This window comes from Streptomyces sp. NPDC001544 (assembly GCF_042894285.1).
In the GTDB taxonomy this organism is placed as follows: Bacteria; Actinomycetota; Actinomycetes; order Streptomycetales; family Streptomycetaceae; genus Streptomyces.
In genome coordinates this window covers 401,380-416,034 of the sequence record NZ_JBIAVN010000001.1, presented here as the reverse complement: position 1 = coordinate 416,034, position 14,655 = coordinate 401,380, and the positions used below count along the sequence as shown (strand labels likewise).

The following is a 14,655-nucleotide window of genomic DNA, read 5'->3' as shown; positions in this document are numbered from 1 at the left end:
CCGAGCGGCCGGGCCCACCCCCGCCGGACTCCGGCCCCCGGCCGTCGCGGCCGCGAACGACGACTTCCTCAGAACCTGCTGGGCATCGGCCTGCGAACGGTGCTGAACAGCCGGGCCAGGACGGCGGAGCGGCCCTGGTCCGCCGTGTTCGGCGCTATGGCGGCCACCCCCTCCCTCAGCCACTGATCCCACTCCGGCCGGTCGGCCGGGTCCAGGCGCCCGTGGGCCTCGGCCAGGTCCAGGATCCTCGTGCCTATCTCGCTCGCCATGGAGCCCCCGTGGAAGCGGTAGCGGCTGCCGATGACACCGAGGTGACAGACGTTCACCCGCCCGCCGGCGAGGGCGACGGAGATGTTGAGGAACGTCTCCACCCCGAAGTCCGGCGGCAGTTCGACACCGCGCAGGTAACGGGTGCGCACGGCACGGAAGCCACTGAGCGCGTGCGCCCCGTGGTCGCCGACCTCCGGGAAGAACCGGGAGGTCAGCGGCTCGTAGATGGTGAAGGTGGACGCCAGGATGGTGCCCGGGTGGTCGTACTCGAAGTCGCCGACCACCTGGTCCGCCGTGCCGTCGGCCGCGGTCTCGCGCAGCAGCGCGGGGATGTTGCGTTCCGAGGTGACGACATCGGAGTCGAGGAAGCACGTCCACTCGCTGTCCACCCGCGACACGGCCAGTTGCATGGCCGCGCCCTTGCCGAGCGGTCCGCTGAGCACCTCCGCACCGGCCTCGCGTGCCCGCCGGGCCGTGTCGTCGGTCGACCCGCTGTCGACGACCAGCACCCGGTCGCCGGGCCGCGCGGCCGCCAGGGCCTGGGCGACCATGGTGGCGACCGTGGCCTCTTCGTCGTGTGCTGGAATCACGAAAGTGAACAGTGGAACCAACCCCCGTTGCGATCGAGCAGTCGCTCATGATCTTAAATCGCACACACGCACGGGGTGTTCCGGGGCCCTGGTGCTACGAGGTGGCCGGGCGGCCCCGCATGTCCCGTTCCATCGCGAGGAGTTGCTCGTTGGGCACGGCGCCGCCGAAGCGGCGGTCGCGGGAGGCGAACTCGAGGCAGGCGCGCCACAGGTCGCGGCGGTCGAAGTCCGGCCACAGGACGTCCTGGAAGACCATCTCGGCGTAAGCGCTCTGCCAGAGCAGGTAGTTGGAGGTGCGCTGCTCACCGCTGGGCCGCAGGAAGAGGTCCACGTCCGGCATGTCCGGGTAGTAGAGGTACTTCTGGACGGTCTTCTCGGTGACCTTGTCCGGGTCGAGGCGTCCCGCCCGCACGTCCTCGGCCAGGGCCTTCGCGGCGTCGGCGAGTTCGGCCCGGCCGCCGTAGTTCATGCAGAAGTACAGCGTGAGCCGGTCGTTGCCCTTGGTCTGCTCCTGTGCGACCTGGAGTTCCTTGGCGACCGACTTCCACAGCCTGGGCATCCGGCCCACCCAGCGCACCCGGATGCCCAGTGCGTCGAGCTGGTCGCGGGTCTTGCGGATGAAGTCGCGGTTGAAGTTCATCAGGAAGCGGACCTCGTCGGGCGAGCGCTTCCAGTTCTCGGTGGAGAAGGCGTACAGGGAGATGCTGCCGACGCCGACCTCGATCGCGCCCTGGAGGACGTCCAGCACGCGCTCGGCGCCGACCTTGTGCCCCTCCGTCCTCGGCAGCCCGCGCTCCTTGGCCCAGCGGCCGTTCCCGTCCATGACGATCGCCACGTGGTTCGGGACGAGCTCCCCGGGGAGCTTGGGCGCGACGGCTCCGGACGGGTGCGGCTCCGGGTTGCTGTACTCGCGGCGCTGGCGCCCCAGGATCCCGCGTACGACCATGTGCTTCTCGTCTCCCTCGATGTTTCCGGTCGGGTTGTGCCGGTTCTACTTCTCTACGTACCTGAGCGAGCGCAGTCCGCGCTCCAGATGCCAGTGCAGGTAGGCGGACACCAGTCCGCTGCCCTCCCGGACGTACCGCGGCTCGCACGCGTCCGCGGTCTCCCAGTCTCCCGTAAGCAGCGCGCCGAGCAGTTCCAGGGTCGCCGGCGACGGTACGACGCTGCCGGGCACCCGGCAGTCCACGCACAGGGAACCGCCGGACGCCACGGAGAAGAACCGGTTCGGGCCGGGCAGTCCGCACTTCGCGCAGTCGCTGAAGCTGGGGGCGTATCCGTTGACGGCGAGGGAGCGCAGCAGGAAGGCGTCGAGGACGAGGTGGGGTGCGTGCTCGCCGCGGGCGAGGGTGCGCAGCCCGCCGACGAGGAGCAGGTACTGCTGCACCGCCGGCTCGCCCTCGTGGTCGGTGAACCGCTCGGCGGTCTCCAGCATGGCGGTCCCCGCGGTGTAGCGGGCGTAGTCCGTGACGATGCCGCCGCCGTAGGGGGCGATGGTCTCGCTCTGCGTGCACAGCGGCAGCCCGCGCCCGACCAGCTCGCTCCCGCGCGCGAAGAACTGCACGTCCACGTGCGAGAAGGGCTCGAGCCGGGCCCCGAACTTCGACTTCGTCCGCCGCACGCCCCGGGCCACCGCCCGCACCCGCCCGTGCCCTCGGGTGAGCAGCGTGATGATCCGGTCCGCCTCACCGAGCTTCTGGGTGCGCAGCACGATGCCGTCGTCGCGGAACAGACTCATGGGGTCCATTCTCGCCTACCGCGGCGGTGCGGTGTCGGGTCCCGGGAAGTAGGCCCGCGGGGTGATCCCCACCACCCGTCGGAACGCCGCCGTGAAGGAGCTGGCGGAGGCGTAGCCCACCCTGCGGGCCACCGCCTCCACGGGGAGTCCGGCGGCGAGGTGGGGCATGGCGGACTGCATGCGCGACCGTTCCCGCCACTGGCCGAACGTCAGGCCCGTCTCGGCGGTGAACAGCCGGGCCAGGGTCCGGGCGCCGGCGCCGGCCTCGGTGCCCCAGGCGGCCAGCGGGCGCGGGTCGGCGGGATCGCGCGTCAGGGCGTCGGCGACCGTACGGGCGCGGGGGTCGCGGGGCCGGGGGACGTGGAGGCTGGTCACCGGCAGGGGGCGCAGTTCGTCGAGGAGCACCTGCTCCGCGCGGGAGCGTGCGTCCGCCGTCAGGTCCGCGCGGGTCAGGTGGTCGACCAGGGCGCGCAGCAGCGGGGTGGCGCTCACCACCGTCGGTTCCCGCCAGGCGATGCCCGGGCAGCCGGCCGGGTCGACGTAGGCGCTGCGCATCACCGCGTCGCCTGCCGACTCGGTGGTGTGCGGGACCTGCGCGGGGATCCACAGCGCCCGGGACGGCGGCAGCAGCCAGACTCCGCACTCGGTCCGCACCCGTACCAGGCCCCGGGTCGGGCAGGCGAGCTGGTGCACCTGGTGCCGGTGTTCGAGGTAGGCGGTGCCCCGGGGCATCACGAAGTGGCCGACCAGGATGGCCGTACCGTGCGCCGCCGCGTCGTACGGGCGCAACCGGCCGTTTCGCGACATGGCACGGCAGCCTAGCCCGTGGTGGACGGCGGAGGGGCGCGCCTAGCGTCTGGGTCATGCCGATGAACCGAGCACACCGCAGGATCTGCAGCTCCGACTCGTGGGCGCGGAAGACCAGGGACCGCCTGCTGCCCTGGGCGCTGGAGGACGTGGACCTGGGTGACGACGTCCTGGAGATAGGGCCGGGGTACGGCGCCAACCTCCGCGTCCTCGTCGAGGAGGTGCCGCGGCTCACCGCCGTGGAGATCGACGCCGACACGGTGGGGTTGCTGCGGCGCACCTGGGGCGAACGGGCCCGCGTCCTGCAGGGCGACGGCGGTGACCTGCCCCTGCCCGACGCCGGCTTCGACTCCGTGGTCTGCTTCACGATGCTTCACCACGTGCCCGCCGCCGAGCACCAGGACCGTATCTTCGCCGAGGCCTTCAGGGTGCTGCGTCCCGGCGGCACCTTCGCCGGCAGTGACAGTCTGCCGGGGTTGCGCTTCCGGGTGATCCACATCGGGGACACGATGAACCCCCTGGATCCGGCGGGGCTCCCGGCCCGGCTGGAGCGAGCCGGCTTCGCGGACGTGTCGGTGGACGTGCACCCGGAGGGCGGCAGCGTCCGTTTCCGCGGCCGCCGCCCCTGATGTCCCGCCGGGCCTCTCGGCCGCGTCGGAGCCCGGGCACCGCCACCACTGCCGCCATCCTGTGGGGAGGGCCACCCGGCCCGCGACCTCGTAGGGAGCCTTCATGACCTTGCCCGCCCCGCTGTCCGGTGTCGTACCGCCCGTCTGCACACCCCTGACACCGGACGGCGAGGTGGACGTCCCCTCGCTCCTCAGGCTGGTCGACCACCTGGTGACGGGCGGGGTGCACGGGCTGTTCCTGCTGGGCTCGACCTCCGAGGCCGCGTATCTCACGGACCTGCAGCGCCGGCTGGTGGTGGAGGCGGTCGTGGGCCATGTGGGCGGTCAGCTGCCGGTGCTGGCCGGGGCGATCGACATGACCACACCCCGGGTGCTGGACAACATCCGCGAGGTCACCACGGCGGGCGCCCGGGCGGTCGTCGTCACCGCCCCCTTCTACACCCGCACCCACCCGGCGGAGATCGCCCGCCACTACCGCCGGGTCGCCGCCGTCTGCCCGGTCCCGGTGCTCGCCTACGACATCCCGGTGTCCGTGCACACCAAGCTGTCCCCCGAACTCGTCCTGGAGCTGGCCGCCGACGGGGTGCTGGCCGGTCTGAAGGACTCCAGCGGGGACCTGGGCGGTTTCCGGGAGGTCGTCACCGGTGTCCGCGGCCGTCCGGACCTCGGCGGCTTCAGCGTGCTCACCGGTTCCGAGGTCGTCGTCGACGCCGCCCTGGCCCTGGGGGCCGACGGTGCCGTGCCCGGCCTCGCCAACGTCGACCCGGAGGGCTACGTGCGCCTCGACCGGCTGTACCGGGCGGGCGACCGGGACGCCGCCCGTGCCGAACAGGAGCGGCTGTGCGCCCTGTTCCGGATGGTGGGCGTCGGGGACCCGGCACGGATGGGCCGGAACTCCTCGGCCATCGGCGCCTTCAAGGCGGCGCTGCACCTGCGGGGTGTGATCGACTGCCCGCTGACCGCGGAGCCGCAGATCCCCTTGTCGGCGGAGGAGGTCGAGCGGGTGGGGAAGTTCCTGGCGGCGGCGGGTCTGCTCTAGGCCTTCCGGGAGAGGTTCAGTCGGCGGAACTCGATCATGTCGTACGGCCCCGTCGTACCGGTCTCGTACAGGATGCCCACGGTGTGGCGGTCGACCTGCACCAGGTCGGAGTAGGCGGCCGGTCGCTCGGACAGTGTCAGCGCCTTGGTGAAGGTCGCTCCGCCGTCCGTGCTGCGCCAGATCGCCATGGCGCGGCGGGCGGTGGGCACGGACGGGGCCGAGAACAGCAACGGGGCCCGTCGGCCGGGGAGTTGGAGGACGCTGCCCTCGACCACCGGCACGTCGGTGAGGGTGGGCTGGACGGCGTAGGGCCGGTCGAGGGTGTGCCCGCCGTCGCTGGAGTGGCTGTCGAGGCGGTTGCCGGGGCTGGTGCCGTTCTGGTCGCGGGCGCTGAAGTACAGGCGGCCGTCGGGGAGCTGGGCCGCGGTGGACTCGTTGGAGTTGGTGACGCCGTCGTAGGTGTCGTCGACGAAGCCCAGCCGCCAGTTGCGCCCCCCGTCGTCGCTGTAGAGCGCGTGTCCGCCGTAGTACTTCGCCTCCTGCCCGGTGTCGGGGGAACCGGCGGGCGGGGCCGCCGAGTGGTCGGCGGGTACGACCAGCCGCCCCCTGTACCGGCCGTGGGTCAGCGCCACCGCGTGGCCGGGCCCCGTGGCGTACCAGCGCCAGTTCCGGGGCTTGACCTGGGCGGTGATGTCCCGCGGAGGGGTGAAGTGCCGGCCGTCGTCCCGGCTGCGCTGCACGAACACCCGGCGGCCCTGCTCGGCGTCGACCTCGCCGCGCATGATCTCCGCCTCGCTCACGGCGCCGCTGTTTCCCGAGGTCAGCAGGACGACGTCACCGGTGCGCGGGTCCACCACCGGTGCCGGGTTGCCCCGGGTGTCCCCGTGCCCGGCGGCGACCACCCGGGGCGGGCCCCAGGTGCAGCCGCCGTCGGTGGACCGGCGCAGTACGACATCGATGTCGCCGGTGTCGTCCGCGCTGTCGTGCCGTCCTTCGGCGAAGGCCAGGAGGGTGCCGGTGCCGGTGGCGACCGTGGCGGGGACACGGTAGGTGTCGTAGTAGCCCTGCCCCGAGACGTACGGCACGGAGGACACGCATCCGGCGCTGGCGTGCGCGGTGGCGGTGGCGGTGAGGGGGGTGAGGGCTGCGGCCATGGCGAGCAGGGCACGGCTCAGGGTGGTCATGTCGTTCCCTGGCGATTCGTCGGAAGTGTCCGTTCCATGCTCTCGTGCGCCGCCGGTGTCGGGCTACGCGGACAGCCCGTGTGCCACATCGGCGTCCTGCCGGTCCAGCACACGTACCGCGGCCTGGACGCACAGCCCTCGGATGCACACCTCCAGTGGGCTGGCGTCCGGGAAGAGCCGCTGCCCGTCCCTGGTGCGCCAGGCCATCACGAACTCGTACGGGTCCACCCAGGAGAGCGCCGAGTAGCTGGCGGTGCCGGCCGGGAACGCGTCCGCGCCGGAGAGGACCCGCGCGACCAGTCCGACCATCAAGGTGGGTTCGATGCTGCCGTCGCGTCCCGTCGGGTCCTCGACGTCGCCGCGGAGCACGCCGTCCACGTAGCACTCCCCCGTGACCAGTCCGGCTTCGAGGGCGTCGCCCATGCGTAACTTCTTGGACAGGACGGTCTCCACCAGCAGTCCCTCGACGGTCGTCGTCGCCCTGGAGACCCCGAACGCGCGCCGCAGCCCGCTGCCCGCGCCGCCGGCGAGTTCGGGGATGCCCATCGGGTCGACGCATGCGAGCTGCAGGGCCAGTTCGCGCGGTATCCGGATCGTCGGCACGCTGACCACGCCCGGATGCCGGTCGTTGGACTCCGGCCTGCGGATGGCCGCCAGCACCTGGGGCTTGGGGTCTTCGCACAGGAAGACGAAGGCGGCCACTGCTTCATGATCCATCAGACACCACCGGAACGGGCTCGTTGAAGACATGGGCGTTCAGCCACTCCCGGCCACGCAGCAGGAGCCTGTTCAGCTCGCTGTCGTACATGCCCGAGTAGAGAGCGGACTCGCCCACCTGCGACAGAACGCGCGAGTCCCCGAGGTTCCATTGGATCGCGAGACCGAGTTCGTCCGGGTCGCGGCGGTACAGGACGACTTCGAAGATGCAGAAGAACAGCTGCTCGTCGGTGTTCTCGCGTTCCATCACCTGGAAGCCGCGCAGCCGGAACCGGTTCTCGGGTATGTCGAGACCGGTCGAGTAGAAGAGCTCGCGTTGTCCGGCGTGGATGAACGCCTCCCGGGACAGGGTCAGCCCCGCGCTGGGGGCGTTCGCCTCGATCCACATGGCGTCGATCGCCTGCGCCGACTCCCGGTCCAGATAGGGCAGGACGCCCAGCGCCACGGCGACGTCCTCCTCCAGGACGCGGGCGCTCAGCAGCGAAAGCTTGCCGAAGTCGTCGTTCGCGGTCATATGGCTGCGCCGCTTCAGCAGCACGACCGGACCGGTCGCCGACCTCGACCGCACCACGCAGATGGTCACCGGAAGGCATGTGCGATGGTGCCGCGCCGTCGACCCGTAGGGCTCCAGGGACCGGATGGGGAGCTGCCACAGCTTGTGGTCGGTCGGCGGGGTGCCCGCCGCCAGAAGACCGTTGCCCACCTCGGCGACATCGGGTTCGACCGGCGTGCAGTCGACCTGCCGGGTCAGGAAGTCGCTGGCACCGTCGGCCCATTCGCGGATGTTCGCCGCTATCTGCGCGAACTCCGGCATTCCCTCCTCGTACGACGCGTATTCCTCGACGCCCGAAGCGGAGGGGGGTCCGACGGCTGCCCAGACCCGTTGGCGGCCCGTTTCCCGCTGTTTCACCAGCAGCGACATCTGCAGATACAGCAGGTCCATCGAGAGCAAGTGGAATCCGGTGTCACGGGCTCCCGATTCGTTCGGTGTCTTCTGCCACTGCTGGACCGAGTTGCGCAGCGCGGTGACGGCCGACTGCCATTGCTGGACCACCGGCCCGAGGCGTACGTTCCAGCGGTTGGCGAGAATAAGGGCGGGCGCCGGTGTCACATAGCGGAACACGTCCCACGGCAATTCGGAGGGAGCGCCCTGGGAGGACACCACGCCCTGTATGGCGGTGATGAATTCCCGTGACGCCACACCGCACACGGTGACTTCGGAGGCCTCGCGCAACGCCTGACCGAGCTCACTCTGCAGCGAGGCCGCGGTCATGCTCACCGCCCCCGCGTTGGGCGCGACTCCCGCTCCTGAATGGTTCGCACCGCCGCCGGTGCGGGGCAGTCCCCTGGCCGCCAGTGCCTGGTCGGCCTCTCTCCCTGATGGCATCCGTCACCACCATCCCCCGATGGGCCTTTTCTCAGGCCGCTGATGCGTTCACGGAATTGTTCTCACGATATGGAGCGGTACACCCGGGCGACTTCGTGGATCATCGTGCTCCAGCGGTCCAGCAGTTCGTCGTCCCTGACGTTCTGGCCGACCGCGTACTCGACGAGGTCGTGACACGCCTGTCTGGCCCGGTCGTCCTGGATGCGGACCGCGCGCAGCATCAGAGAGCGTCTGACGACACTGCTCGGTTCGGTCAGGGCACGGACCACGTCGACCCCCTGGAAGAGGGTGAGTATCTCGTCGCACTGCACGCGCTGGTTGTCGGCCCGCCGTTTGCGGCCGTCGAGCGTACTGCTGACCATGGGGGCGAGCAGCCCCGCCGCCAGCCCCAGAATCGCCGTGCCGGTGGGCAGCAGCGCACTCAGCATCTCCCCCTCACTCCCCCGTCAGCTCGCGGTGAGCAGCCCCTGCTCGATCCCCTTGTCGATGGCCTCGTACGCGACCTTGGCCAGTGCCGGAATGGTGGGCTCGACGCTCCTCACCCGTTGCCGTACGGCGGCGGCCGCGACACCGTGCCGGCGCCACGACGACTTCTCCCCGGCCATGAGGTTCATGAAGACCGGCAGCAGGACGTCCAGGGCCATGACGTACTTGCCCTCGGCCGTCTGGGTGAACTCGTATTCGCGCCAGCCGCTCTCCAGGGCCTCCCGCTCGTGCGCCGGCAGTGAGCCGAGAAGGACGCCGATCGCCCGTTCCTCCCGTCGGCGGCGACCGGCGGCCGCGGGACCGTAGACGAAGGTGTCTCCGGCGACCACTTCGACCACGTCGTGCAGAACGGCGAGCCCCACGCACCGCATCGGATCGATCGGTTCGGCCGCATAGCGGGTGAAAAGCAGGCAGGCGAGTGCGACGTGCCAGGAATGCTCGGCCGTGTTCTCACGGCGTGATCCGTTGGACACCGGATTCTGTCGCTGCACGTGTTTCAGTTCATCCATGCGGCCGAGAAAATCCAGGAGCTGGGACAGGTCGTTCTCCCGCTCACCCATTCCCAGTTCGGCCAACTCGTCGTAATGCAGGAAACAAGGAAGAGTTCCCACCGCTTCGGCCCATGTCATGATGCACCTCCCACTGCGCGATCGAGGGACCGAGGCTAGCAGGGCTGCATGGCCGAAGTTACGCCCTTTTCATGGTCTCGACGCCCCAAGATCAGCAGAGTTGATCGAATGACGCAACGACCCCGGAATTCGATCTTGCCAGGATCTGAGCGGACGCAAACGTTCCCCTCCCCCTTCCGCCAGACCGGTGGCTTCGCATCTCGGTATACCCGAATCCACAGCCCGCGAAGCGGCAGGGAATACCGAAAGTGCGTTCCCCGCGAATATGACTGATTCCGTGACTCAGGACGGCGTCCGCGCCGCCGCCAGCAGCCGGGTCACGTCGTCGGCGCCGATGGTGAGGGCGGCGCCCACGGTGAGCAGGGCGTCCTGCTCCGCCGGGGTGTAGGGGCCGTCGGCGAGGGCGATCCGGGCGGCCTGCAGGAGGATCGCCTCACGGCCGGCCGGGGCGAGGTGGGGGGCGAGCGGGTCGAGGGACTCGTGCAGCTCTATGGCCAGGCTCGCGCCGCCCGGCTGCTCGAACACCCGGCCGGTGTCCAGGTGGAGCGCCTCGACGAGTGCGGCGAGCTGCTCCTCGGTGCAGTCCTGCAGACCGGCGGCGCGTACCGCGCTCGCCGCGGTCTCCAGGGACGTACGGGCGCAGGTACCGCCCGCCGCGAGGACGGCGAGGGCCACCGTGTGCACGGCGTCGCGCAGCATGGCGGAGAAACGCGAGGTGGTGGGGTGGTCGAGGACGTCGGTGCCGAAGTGGCGGCGGCAGGACGCGCACTCCACGACCGGTCCGGTGGCCCCGCGGGGCAGCACGGGCACGCCGAGAAGGGTGAAGCGGCGGCGGCCGGTGAGGCGCTCGTAGTTGCGGTCGCCTCCGCAGCCCGGGCAGAAGAACTCCCCGTCACCGACGGGTGTCCACGCCACGCGGGTGCCCAGGATGCGCGCAAGCCCGCTGTCACGGCCGTCTCGTCCCCGTACTGGCAGCACCGTCGCACCTCCTTGACGACGCGGCAACATCGCCGCGCTGGCGTGATGTTAGCCACATCGGAGAGGCGGAGTCAGTACCCCGTACGAGACCTTTCCGTGACCTCCACGAACAGATGGCCGATATACGACGGGCCCCGACCGCCGAGAAAGGCGATCGGGGCCGCGAAAGCGCTGGTCGGAGCGGGTCAGCGGGCCGCGCGGTTCACCGCGGACACGACCGCCTTGAGGGACGCACGAGTCGTGTTCGCGTCGATGCCGATTCCCCACAGGACCTTGTCGTCGATCGCGCATTCGATGTAGGAGGCGGCCTGTGCGGAGGCACCCTCGCTCATCGTGTGCTCCTGGTAGTCCAGCAGGCGTACGTCGACGCCGACGGACTGCAGGGCGTCGAAGAAGGCCGAGATCGGACCGTTTCCGGAGCCGGTGAGGACGGTGTCCTCGCCGTCGACCGTGGCCTCGACGGTCAGGGTGTCCACACCGTCGGTGTCGGTGGTCGACTGGCCGGTGCGGACCTGGATACGGCCCCAGGGGTTCTCCGGGTTCGGCAGGTACTCGTCCTGGAAGACCGCCCAGATGTCCTTCGGGGTGATCTCGCCGCCCTCGGCGTCCGTCTTCGCCTGGATGATCTTCGAGAACTCGATCTGCATCCGGCGCGGCAGGTCCAGCTTGTGGTCGTTCTTCAGGACGTAGGAGATACCGCCCTTGCCGGACTGCGAGTTGACGCGGATGACGGCCTCGTAGGAACGGCCGACGTCCTTGGGGTCGATCGGCAGGTACGGGACCGCCCACTCGATGTCGTCGACGGTGACGCCCTTGGCGGCCGCGTCGGCCTCCATCGCGTCGAAGCCCTTCTTGATGGCGTCCTGGTGGGAGCCGGAGAAGGACGTGTAGACCAGGTCGCCCACGTACGGGTGGCGCGGGTGGACCTCCATCTGGTTGCAGTACTCCCACGTACGACGGATCTCGTCGATGTCGGAGAAGTCGATCTGCGGGTCGACGCCCTGCGAGAACAGGTTCATGCCCAGGGTGACCAGGTCGACGTTGCCGGTGCGCTCGCCCTGCCCGAACAGGCAGCCCTCGACGCGGTCGGCGCCGGCCATCAGGGCCAGCTCGGCGGCGGCGACGGCGGTGCCGCGGTCGTTGTGCGGGTGGACCGACAGGCAGACGTACTCGCGGCGGGACAGGTGGCGGCCCATCCACTCGAAGCGGTCGGCGTGCGTGGACGGGGTCGAACGCTCCACGGTGGCGGGCAGGTTGAGGATGATCTCGCGGCCCGGGCCCGGCTGGTAGACGTCCATGACCGCCTCGCAGACCTCCAGGGCGAAGTCCAGCTCGGTGTCGGTGAAGATCTCCGGGCTGTACTGGTAGCCGAACTCGGTCTCGGGGCCCAGCAGTTTCTCGGCGTACTCCATCACCAGGCGGGTGCCGTCGACGGCGATCTGCTTGATGTCGTCCTTGGAGCCGCGGAAGACGACCCGGCGGAAGACCGGGGCGGTGGCGTTGTACAGGTGGACGGTGGCGCGGCGGGCGCCCTTGAGGGACTCCACGGTCCGCTCGATCAGGTCCTCACGGGCCTGGGTCAGGACGGAGATCGTCACGTCCTCGGGGATCGCGCCCTCTTCCTCGATGATCGAGCGTACGAAGTCGAAGTCGGTCTGGCCGGAGGCCGGGAAGCCGACCTCGATCTCCTTGTAGCCCATCTTGACCAGTTGGTCGAACATCCGGCGCTTGCGCTCGGGCGACATCGGGTCGATCAGGGCCTGGTTGCCGTCGCGCAGGTCGGTGGAGAGCCAGCGGGGGGCGACGGTGATGCGCCGGTCGGGCCAGGTGCGGTCGGGGATGTCCACCTGCTCGTACCGGCCGTACTTGTGGACGGGCATGGAGGTGGGCTGCTGGCGGTTCGCCATGATTGCGTGGGCTCCTCGAGAAGTCCGGTGTGTCCGGTGTCCGGAAGGACGGCCGACGACGCAACACCAAGCTCCGCGGGGAGGGAGTCGGCCTTTGCTACAGGCCCTCGCCGCGGCAGCTAAGGAGAAGCAGCCCGAAACGCATGATGCTGTGCAGCCTAGCCGAGGCCCGCCGGACGCGCGGGACCGTTCCAGTATGCGGGACCGCGGGGCGAACCGGACAAAAAGTGCGCCATACCACTCCGTGACGCTGAGCGACGCCGAATGTCCGCGTATTTCACCAATCATGGTTGCGAGTAGTGACACGAGCGTCACCCAGTGCAAGGGTGCCCGGCATGACGACCAACGGGGGCTTCCAGCCCGTCTTCTGCACGATCGTGCCGCCGCACGTCCTCGACAAGCTCGCCCGGCACGAGGACCCCGCGCTGTCCGGACCGGCCCGCCGGTCCCTGGAGCACGACTCCTACCAGCGCACCCACCGCCGGCTGACCACGGTCATCGGCGCCCCGGCCGTCGCCCCGCCCGCCGGGGCCGCCACCGACCAGCCGCACCGCACCGTCTACGACGCCCGGCACACCCAGGACCTGCCGGGCCACAAGGTCCGCGGGGAAGGCACCGACCCCGGCAAGGACGCCACCGTGAACCGCGCCTACGCGGGCCTCGGCGCCACCTTCGAGCTGTACCTGAAGGCGTACGGCCGCCACTCCATCGACGACGCCGGGCTGCCGCTGGACGCCACCGTGCACTTCGGCGAGGGCTACGACAACGCCTTCTGGAACGGCGAGCAGATGGTCTTCGGCGACGGGGACAACGAGATCTTCCTCGACTTCACCATCCCGGTCGACGTCATCGGCCACGAGCTCACCCACGGCGTCACCCAGCACACGGCGAACCTGGAGTACTACGGCCAGTCCGGCGCCCTCAACGAGTCGCTCTCCGACGTCTTCGGCTCGCTGATCAAGCAGTACAGCCTCGGACAGACCGCCGCCGAGGCGGACTGGCTGATCGGCGCCGGACTGCTCGCCCCGCGCGTCACCGGCACCGCGCTGCGCTCGATGAAGGCCCCGGGCACGGCGTACGACGACGACGTCCTCGGTAAGGACCCGCAGCCCGCGACCATGGACGACTACGTCCGCACCGGCCGCGACAACGGTGGCGTCCACATCAACTCCGGCATCCCCAACCACGCCTTCTACCTGGTCGCCACGGCCCTCGCCGGGCACGCCTGGGAGAAGGCCGGGCAGATCTGGTACGACGTGCTGACCGGCGGCGAGCTGCGCCAGGACGCCCTGTTCGCGGACTTCGCCACGCTGACCGTCAAGGCCGCGCGCGAGCGGTACGGCGCCGGGGACGAACTCACGGCCGTGCAGAAGGCGTGGGAACAGGTCGGGGTGCGGACGCTGTGATTCCGGGCGGGCCCGTACTAGACAGGGACCCATGCGGATTCAGGTGAGGCGCACAGGAGGTTTCGCGGGCATCGAGCGCTGTGCCGAGGTGGACACCTCGGGGCGGCCCGACGCCGACGAGTGGCAGGCCCTGGCCGAGCGCGTGCTCGCGTCCGGCCAGGGCGATCCGCCGCCGGGGGTGCCCGACGGCTTCCGGTACGAGATCACGGTGGACGGCAGGACGGTGTACGCGGCCGATCCCCGGCTCACCGAGGAGCAGCGGGAGCTGGTCTCGCGGGTACTGAAGGAGGGCGCCTGACGGGCAGTGCTGACAGGTGGTGCCTAACGGGTGCGGGCCGCGGCCCACTCCTCGGCGAGCATGCCGAACTGCACGCCGTCGTACCAGGTGTCCCCCACCCGTACGGCGGCTCTGCGGCGCCCCTCCTCGACGAATCCGAGGCGGCGGAAGGCCCGGACGGCGCGCTCGTTGCCGCTCCAGGTGTCCAGTTCGACCCGCCGCAGCCGGCACGTCCCGAACAGATGGCCCAGCAGCAGCCGCAGCGCCTCGGAGCCGTAGCCGCCGCCCCAGCGGTCGGGTTCGCCGATGGTGACACCGACGGTGGCCCGGCCCGCGAACGGGTCGAGGTCGCGGTAGTCGGCCATGCCGATCGGACGTCCGCCGTCCCGTTCCTCGACCGTGAAGGTGGCTCCGTCGCGCGGGTCCTCGCGGAGCCGCGCCTCGTGGAAGCGCTCCATCGCCTCCCGGGTGACCGGGCCGAAGCCCGGATGGCCTCCGGTGGCCCAGTGCACCACCTCGGGGTCGTTGCGCCAGCGCAGCTGGGCGTCCACGTCCTCTGCGCGCAGTGCCCGGAGTCGTACGAGTTGACCATCGATCATCAGGTGATCATA

General features: G+C 70.5%; 16 protein-coding genes. 4 read left to right on the top strand and 12 right to left on the bottom strand.

The features are described 5' to 3' along the window. Positions 1–68: 68 nt before the first annotated feature. From ACFY0F_RS01840 to ACFY0F_RS01825, 4 genes are all read right to left on the bottom strand, one after another. Positions 69–860 carry a glycosyltransferase family 2 protein gene (locus ACFY0F_RS01840; protein WP_388787361.1) on the bottom strand — a complete coding sequence of 264 codons (792 nt, stop codon included), beginning with the start codon at positions 858–860 and terminating at the stop codon, positions 69–71. Positions 861–954: 94 nt separating this feature from the next. Then, the gene (locus ACFY0F_RS01835) at positions 955–1,806 is read right to left on the bottom strand and encodes an isoprenyl transferase (protein ID WP_388787358.1); all 852 of its coding nucleotides are present in this window, start codon (positions 1,804–1,806) and stop codon (positions 955–957) included. 45 nt (positions 1,807–1,851) lie between these two features. Then, a complete protein-coding gene (gene recO, locus ACFY0F_RS01830; protein WP_388787355.1) occupies positions 1,852–2,598 on the bottom strand; it encodes a DNA repair protein RecO in 747 nt (248 codons plus the stop codon). 15 nt (positions 2,599–2,613) lie between these two features. Continuing rightward, positions 2,614–3,405, bottom strand: coding sequence for a helix-turn-helix domain-containing protein (locus ACFY0F_RS01825; RefSeq protein WP_388787352.1), 792 nt, complete (start codon positions 3,403–3,405; stop codon positions 2,614–2,616). A 56-nt stretch (positions 3,406–3,461) separates the two neighbouring features. Between ACFY0F_RS01825 and ACFY0F_RS01820 the strand changes: the two genes are divergently transcribed. Further along, on the top strand, positions 3,462–4,034 hold the full coding sequence (locus tag ACFY0F_RS01820; RefSeq protein ID WP_388787349.1) for a class I SAM-dependent methyltransferase: 573 nt from the start codon (positions 3,462–3,464) through the stop codon (positions 4,032–4,034). A gap of 103 nt (positions 4,035–4,137) precedes the next feature. Then, positions 4,138–5,073 (top strand): dihydrodipicolinate synthase family protein, encoded by a 936-nt coding sequence (locus ACFY0F_RS01815; protein ID WP_388787347.1) that lies wholly within the window; start codon positions 4,138–4,140, stop codon positions 5,071–5,073. On the opposite strand, the gene ACFY0F_RS01810 is transcribed toward ACFY0F_RS01815, so the two are convergent. The 7 genes from ACFY0F_RS01810 to leuA form a co-directional block, all read right to left on the bottom strand. Next, the gene (locus tag ACFY0F_RS01810; protein ID WP_388787345.1) at positions 5,070–6,257 is read right to left on the bottom strand and encodes an exo-alpha-sialidase; all 1,188 of its coding nucleotides are present in this window, start codon (positions 6,255–6,257) and stop codon (positions 5,070–5,072) included. The genes ACFY0F_RS01815 and ACFY0F_RS01810 overlap by 4 nt on opposite strands. A 63-nt stretch (positions 6,258–6,320) precedes the next feature. Then, positions 6,321–6,974: a hypothetical protein gene (locus tag ACFY0F_RS01805; protein ID WP_388787343.1), complete on the bottom strand. Its 654-nt coding sequence runs from the start codon at positions 6,972–6,974 to the stop codon at positions 6,321–6,323. After that, complete coding sequence (locus ACFY0F_RS01800) at positions 6,964–8,361, bottom strand: hypothetical protein (RefSeq protein WP_388787340.1); 1,398 nt, start codon at positions 8,359–8,361, stop codon at positions 6,964–6,966. Before ACFY0F_RS01800 ends, ACFY0F_RS01805 begins: the two co-directional genes overlap by 11 nt. A 62-nt stretch (positions 8,362–8,423) precedes the next feature. After that, positions 8,424–8,789 (bottom strand): hypothetical protein, encoded by a 366-nt coding sequence (locus tag ACFY0F_RS01795; protein ID WP_388787337.1) that lies wholly within the window; start codon positions 8,787–8,789, stop codon positions 8,424–8,426. A gap of 18 nt (positions 8,790–8,807) precedes the next feature. After that, complete coding sequence (locus tag ACFY0F_RS01790) at positions 8,808–9,476, bottom strand: HD family hydrolase (RefSeq protein WP_388787334.1); 669 nt, start codon at positions 9,474–9,476, stop codon at positions 8,808–8,810. Between the two features lie 282 nt (positions 9,477–9,758). Further along, the gene (locus ACFY0F_RS01785; protein ID WP_388787332.1) at positions 9,759–10,454 is read right to left on the bottom strand and encodes a TerB family tellurite resistance protein; all 696 of its coding nucleotides are present in this window, start codon (positions 10,452–10,454) and stop codon (positions 9,759–9,761) included. A gap of 185 nt (positions 10,455–10,639) precedes the next feature. Further along, complete coding sequence (leuA, locus tag ACFY0F_RS01780) at positions 10,640–12,361, bottom strand: 2-isopropylmalate synthase (protein WP_388787330.1); 1,722 nt, start codon at positions 12,359–12,361, stop codon at positions 10,640–10,642. Between the two features lie 335 nt (positions 12,362–12,696). Between leuA and ACFY0F_RS01775 the strand changes: the two genes are divergently transcribed. Both ACFY0F_RS01775 and ACFY0F_RS01770 read left to right on the top strand, forming a co-directional pair. After that, entirely contained in the window at positions 12,697–13,767 is a 1,071-nt protein-coding gene (locus ACFY0F_RS01775; RefSeq protein ID WP_388787327.1) for a M4 family metallopeptidase, read from the top strand. A 31-nt stretch (positions 13,768–13,798) separates the two neighbouring features. Beyond that, positions 13,799–14,065 (top strand): protealysin inhibitor emfourin, encoded by a 267-nt coding sequence (locus tag ACFY0F_RS01770; protein ID WP_388787324.1) that lies wholly within the window; start codon positions 13,799–13,801, stop codon positions 14,063–14,065. A gap of 23 nt (positions 14,066–14,088) precedes the next feature. Here ACFY0F_RS01770 and ACFY0F_RS01765 read toward each other — a convergent pair whose 3' ends face one another. Continuing rightward, a complete protein-coding gene (locus ACFY0F_RS01765; protein ID WP_388787321.1) occupies positions 14,089–14,643 on the bottom strand; it encodes a GNAT family N-acetyltransferase in 555 nt (184 codons plus the stop codon). Between the last annotated feature and the right edge of the window lie 12 nt (positions 14,644–14,655).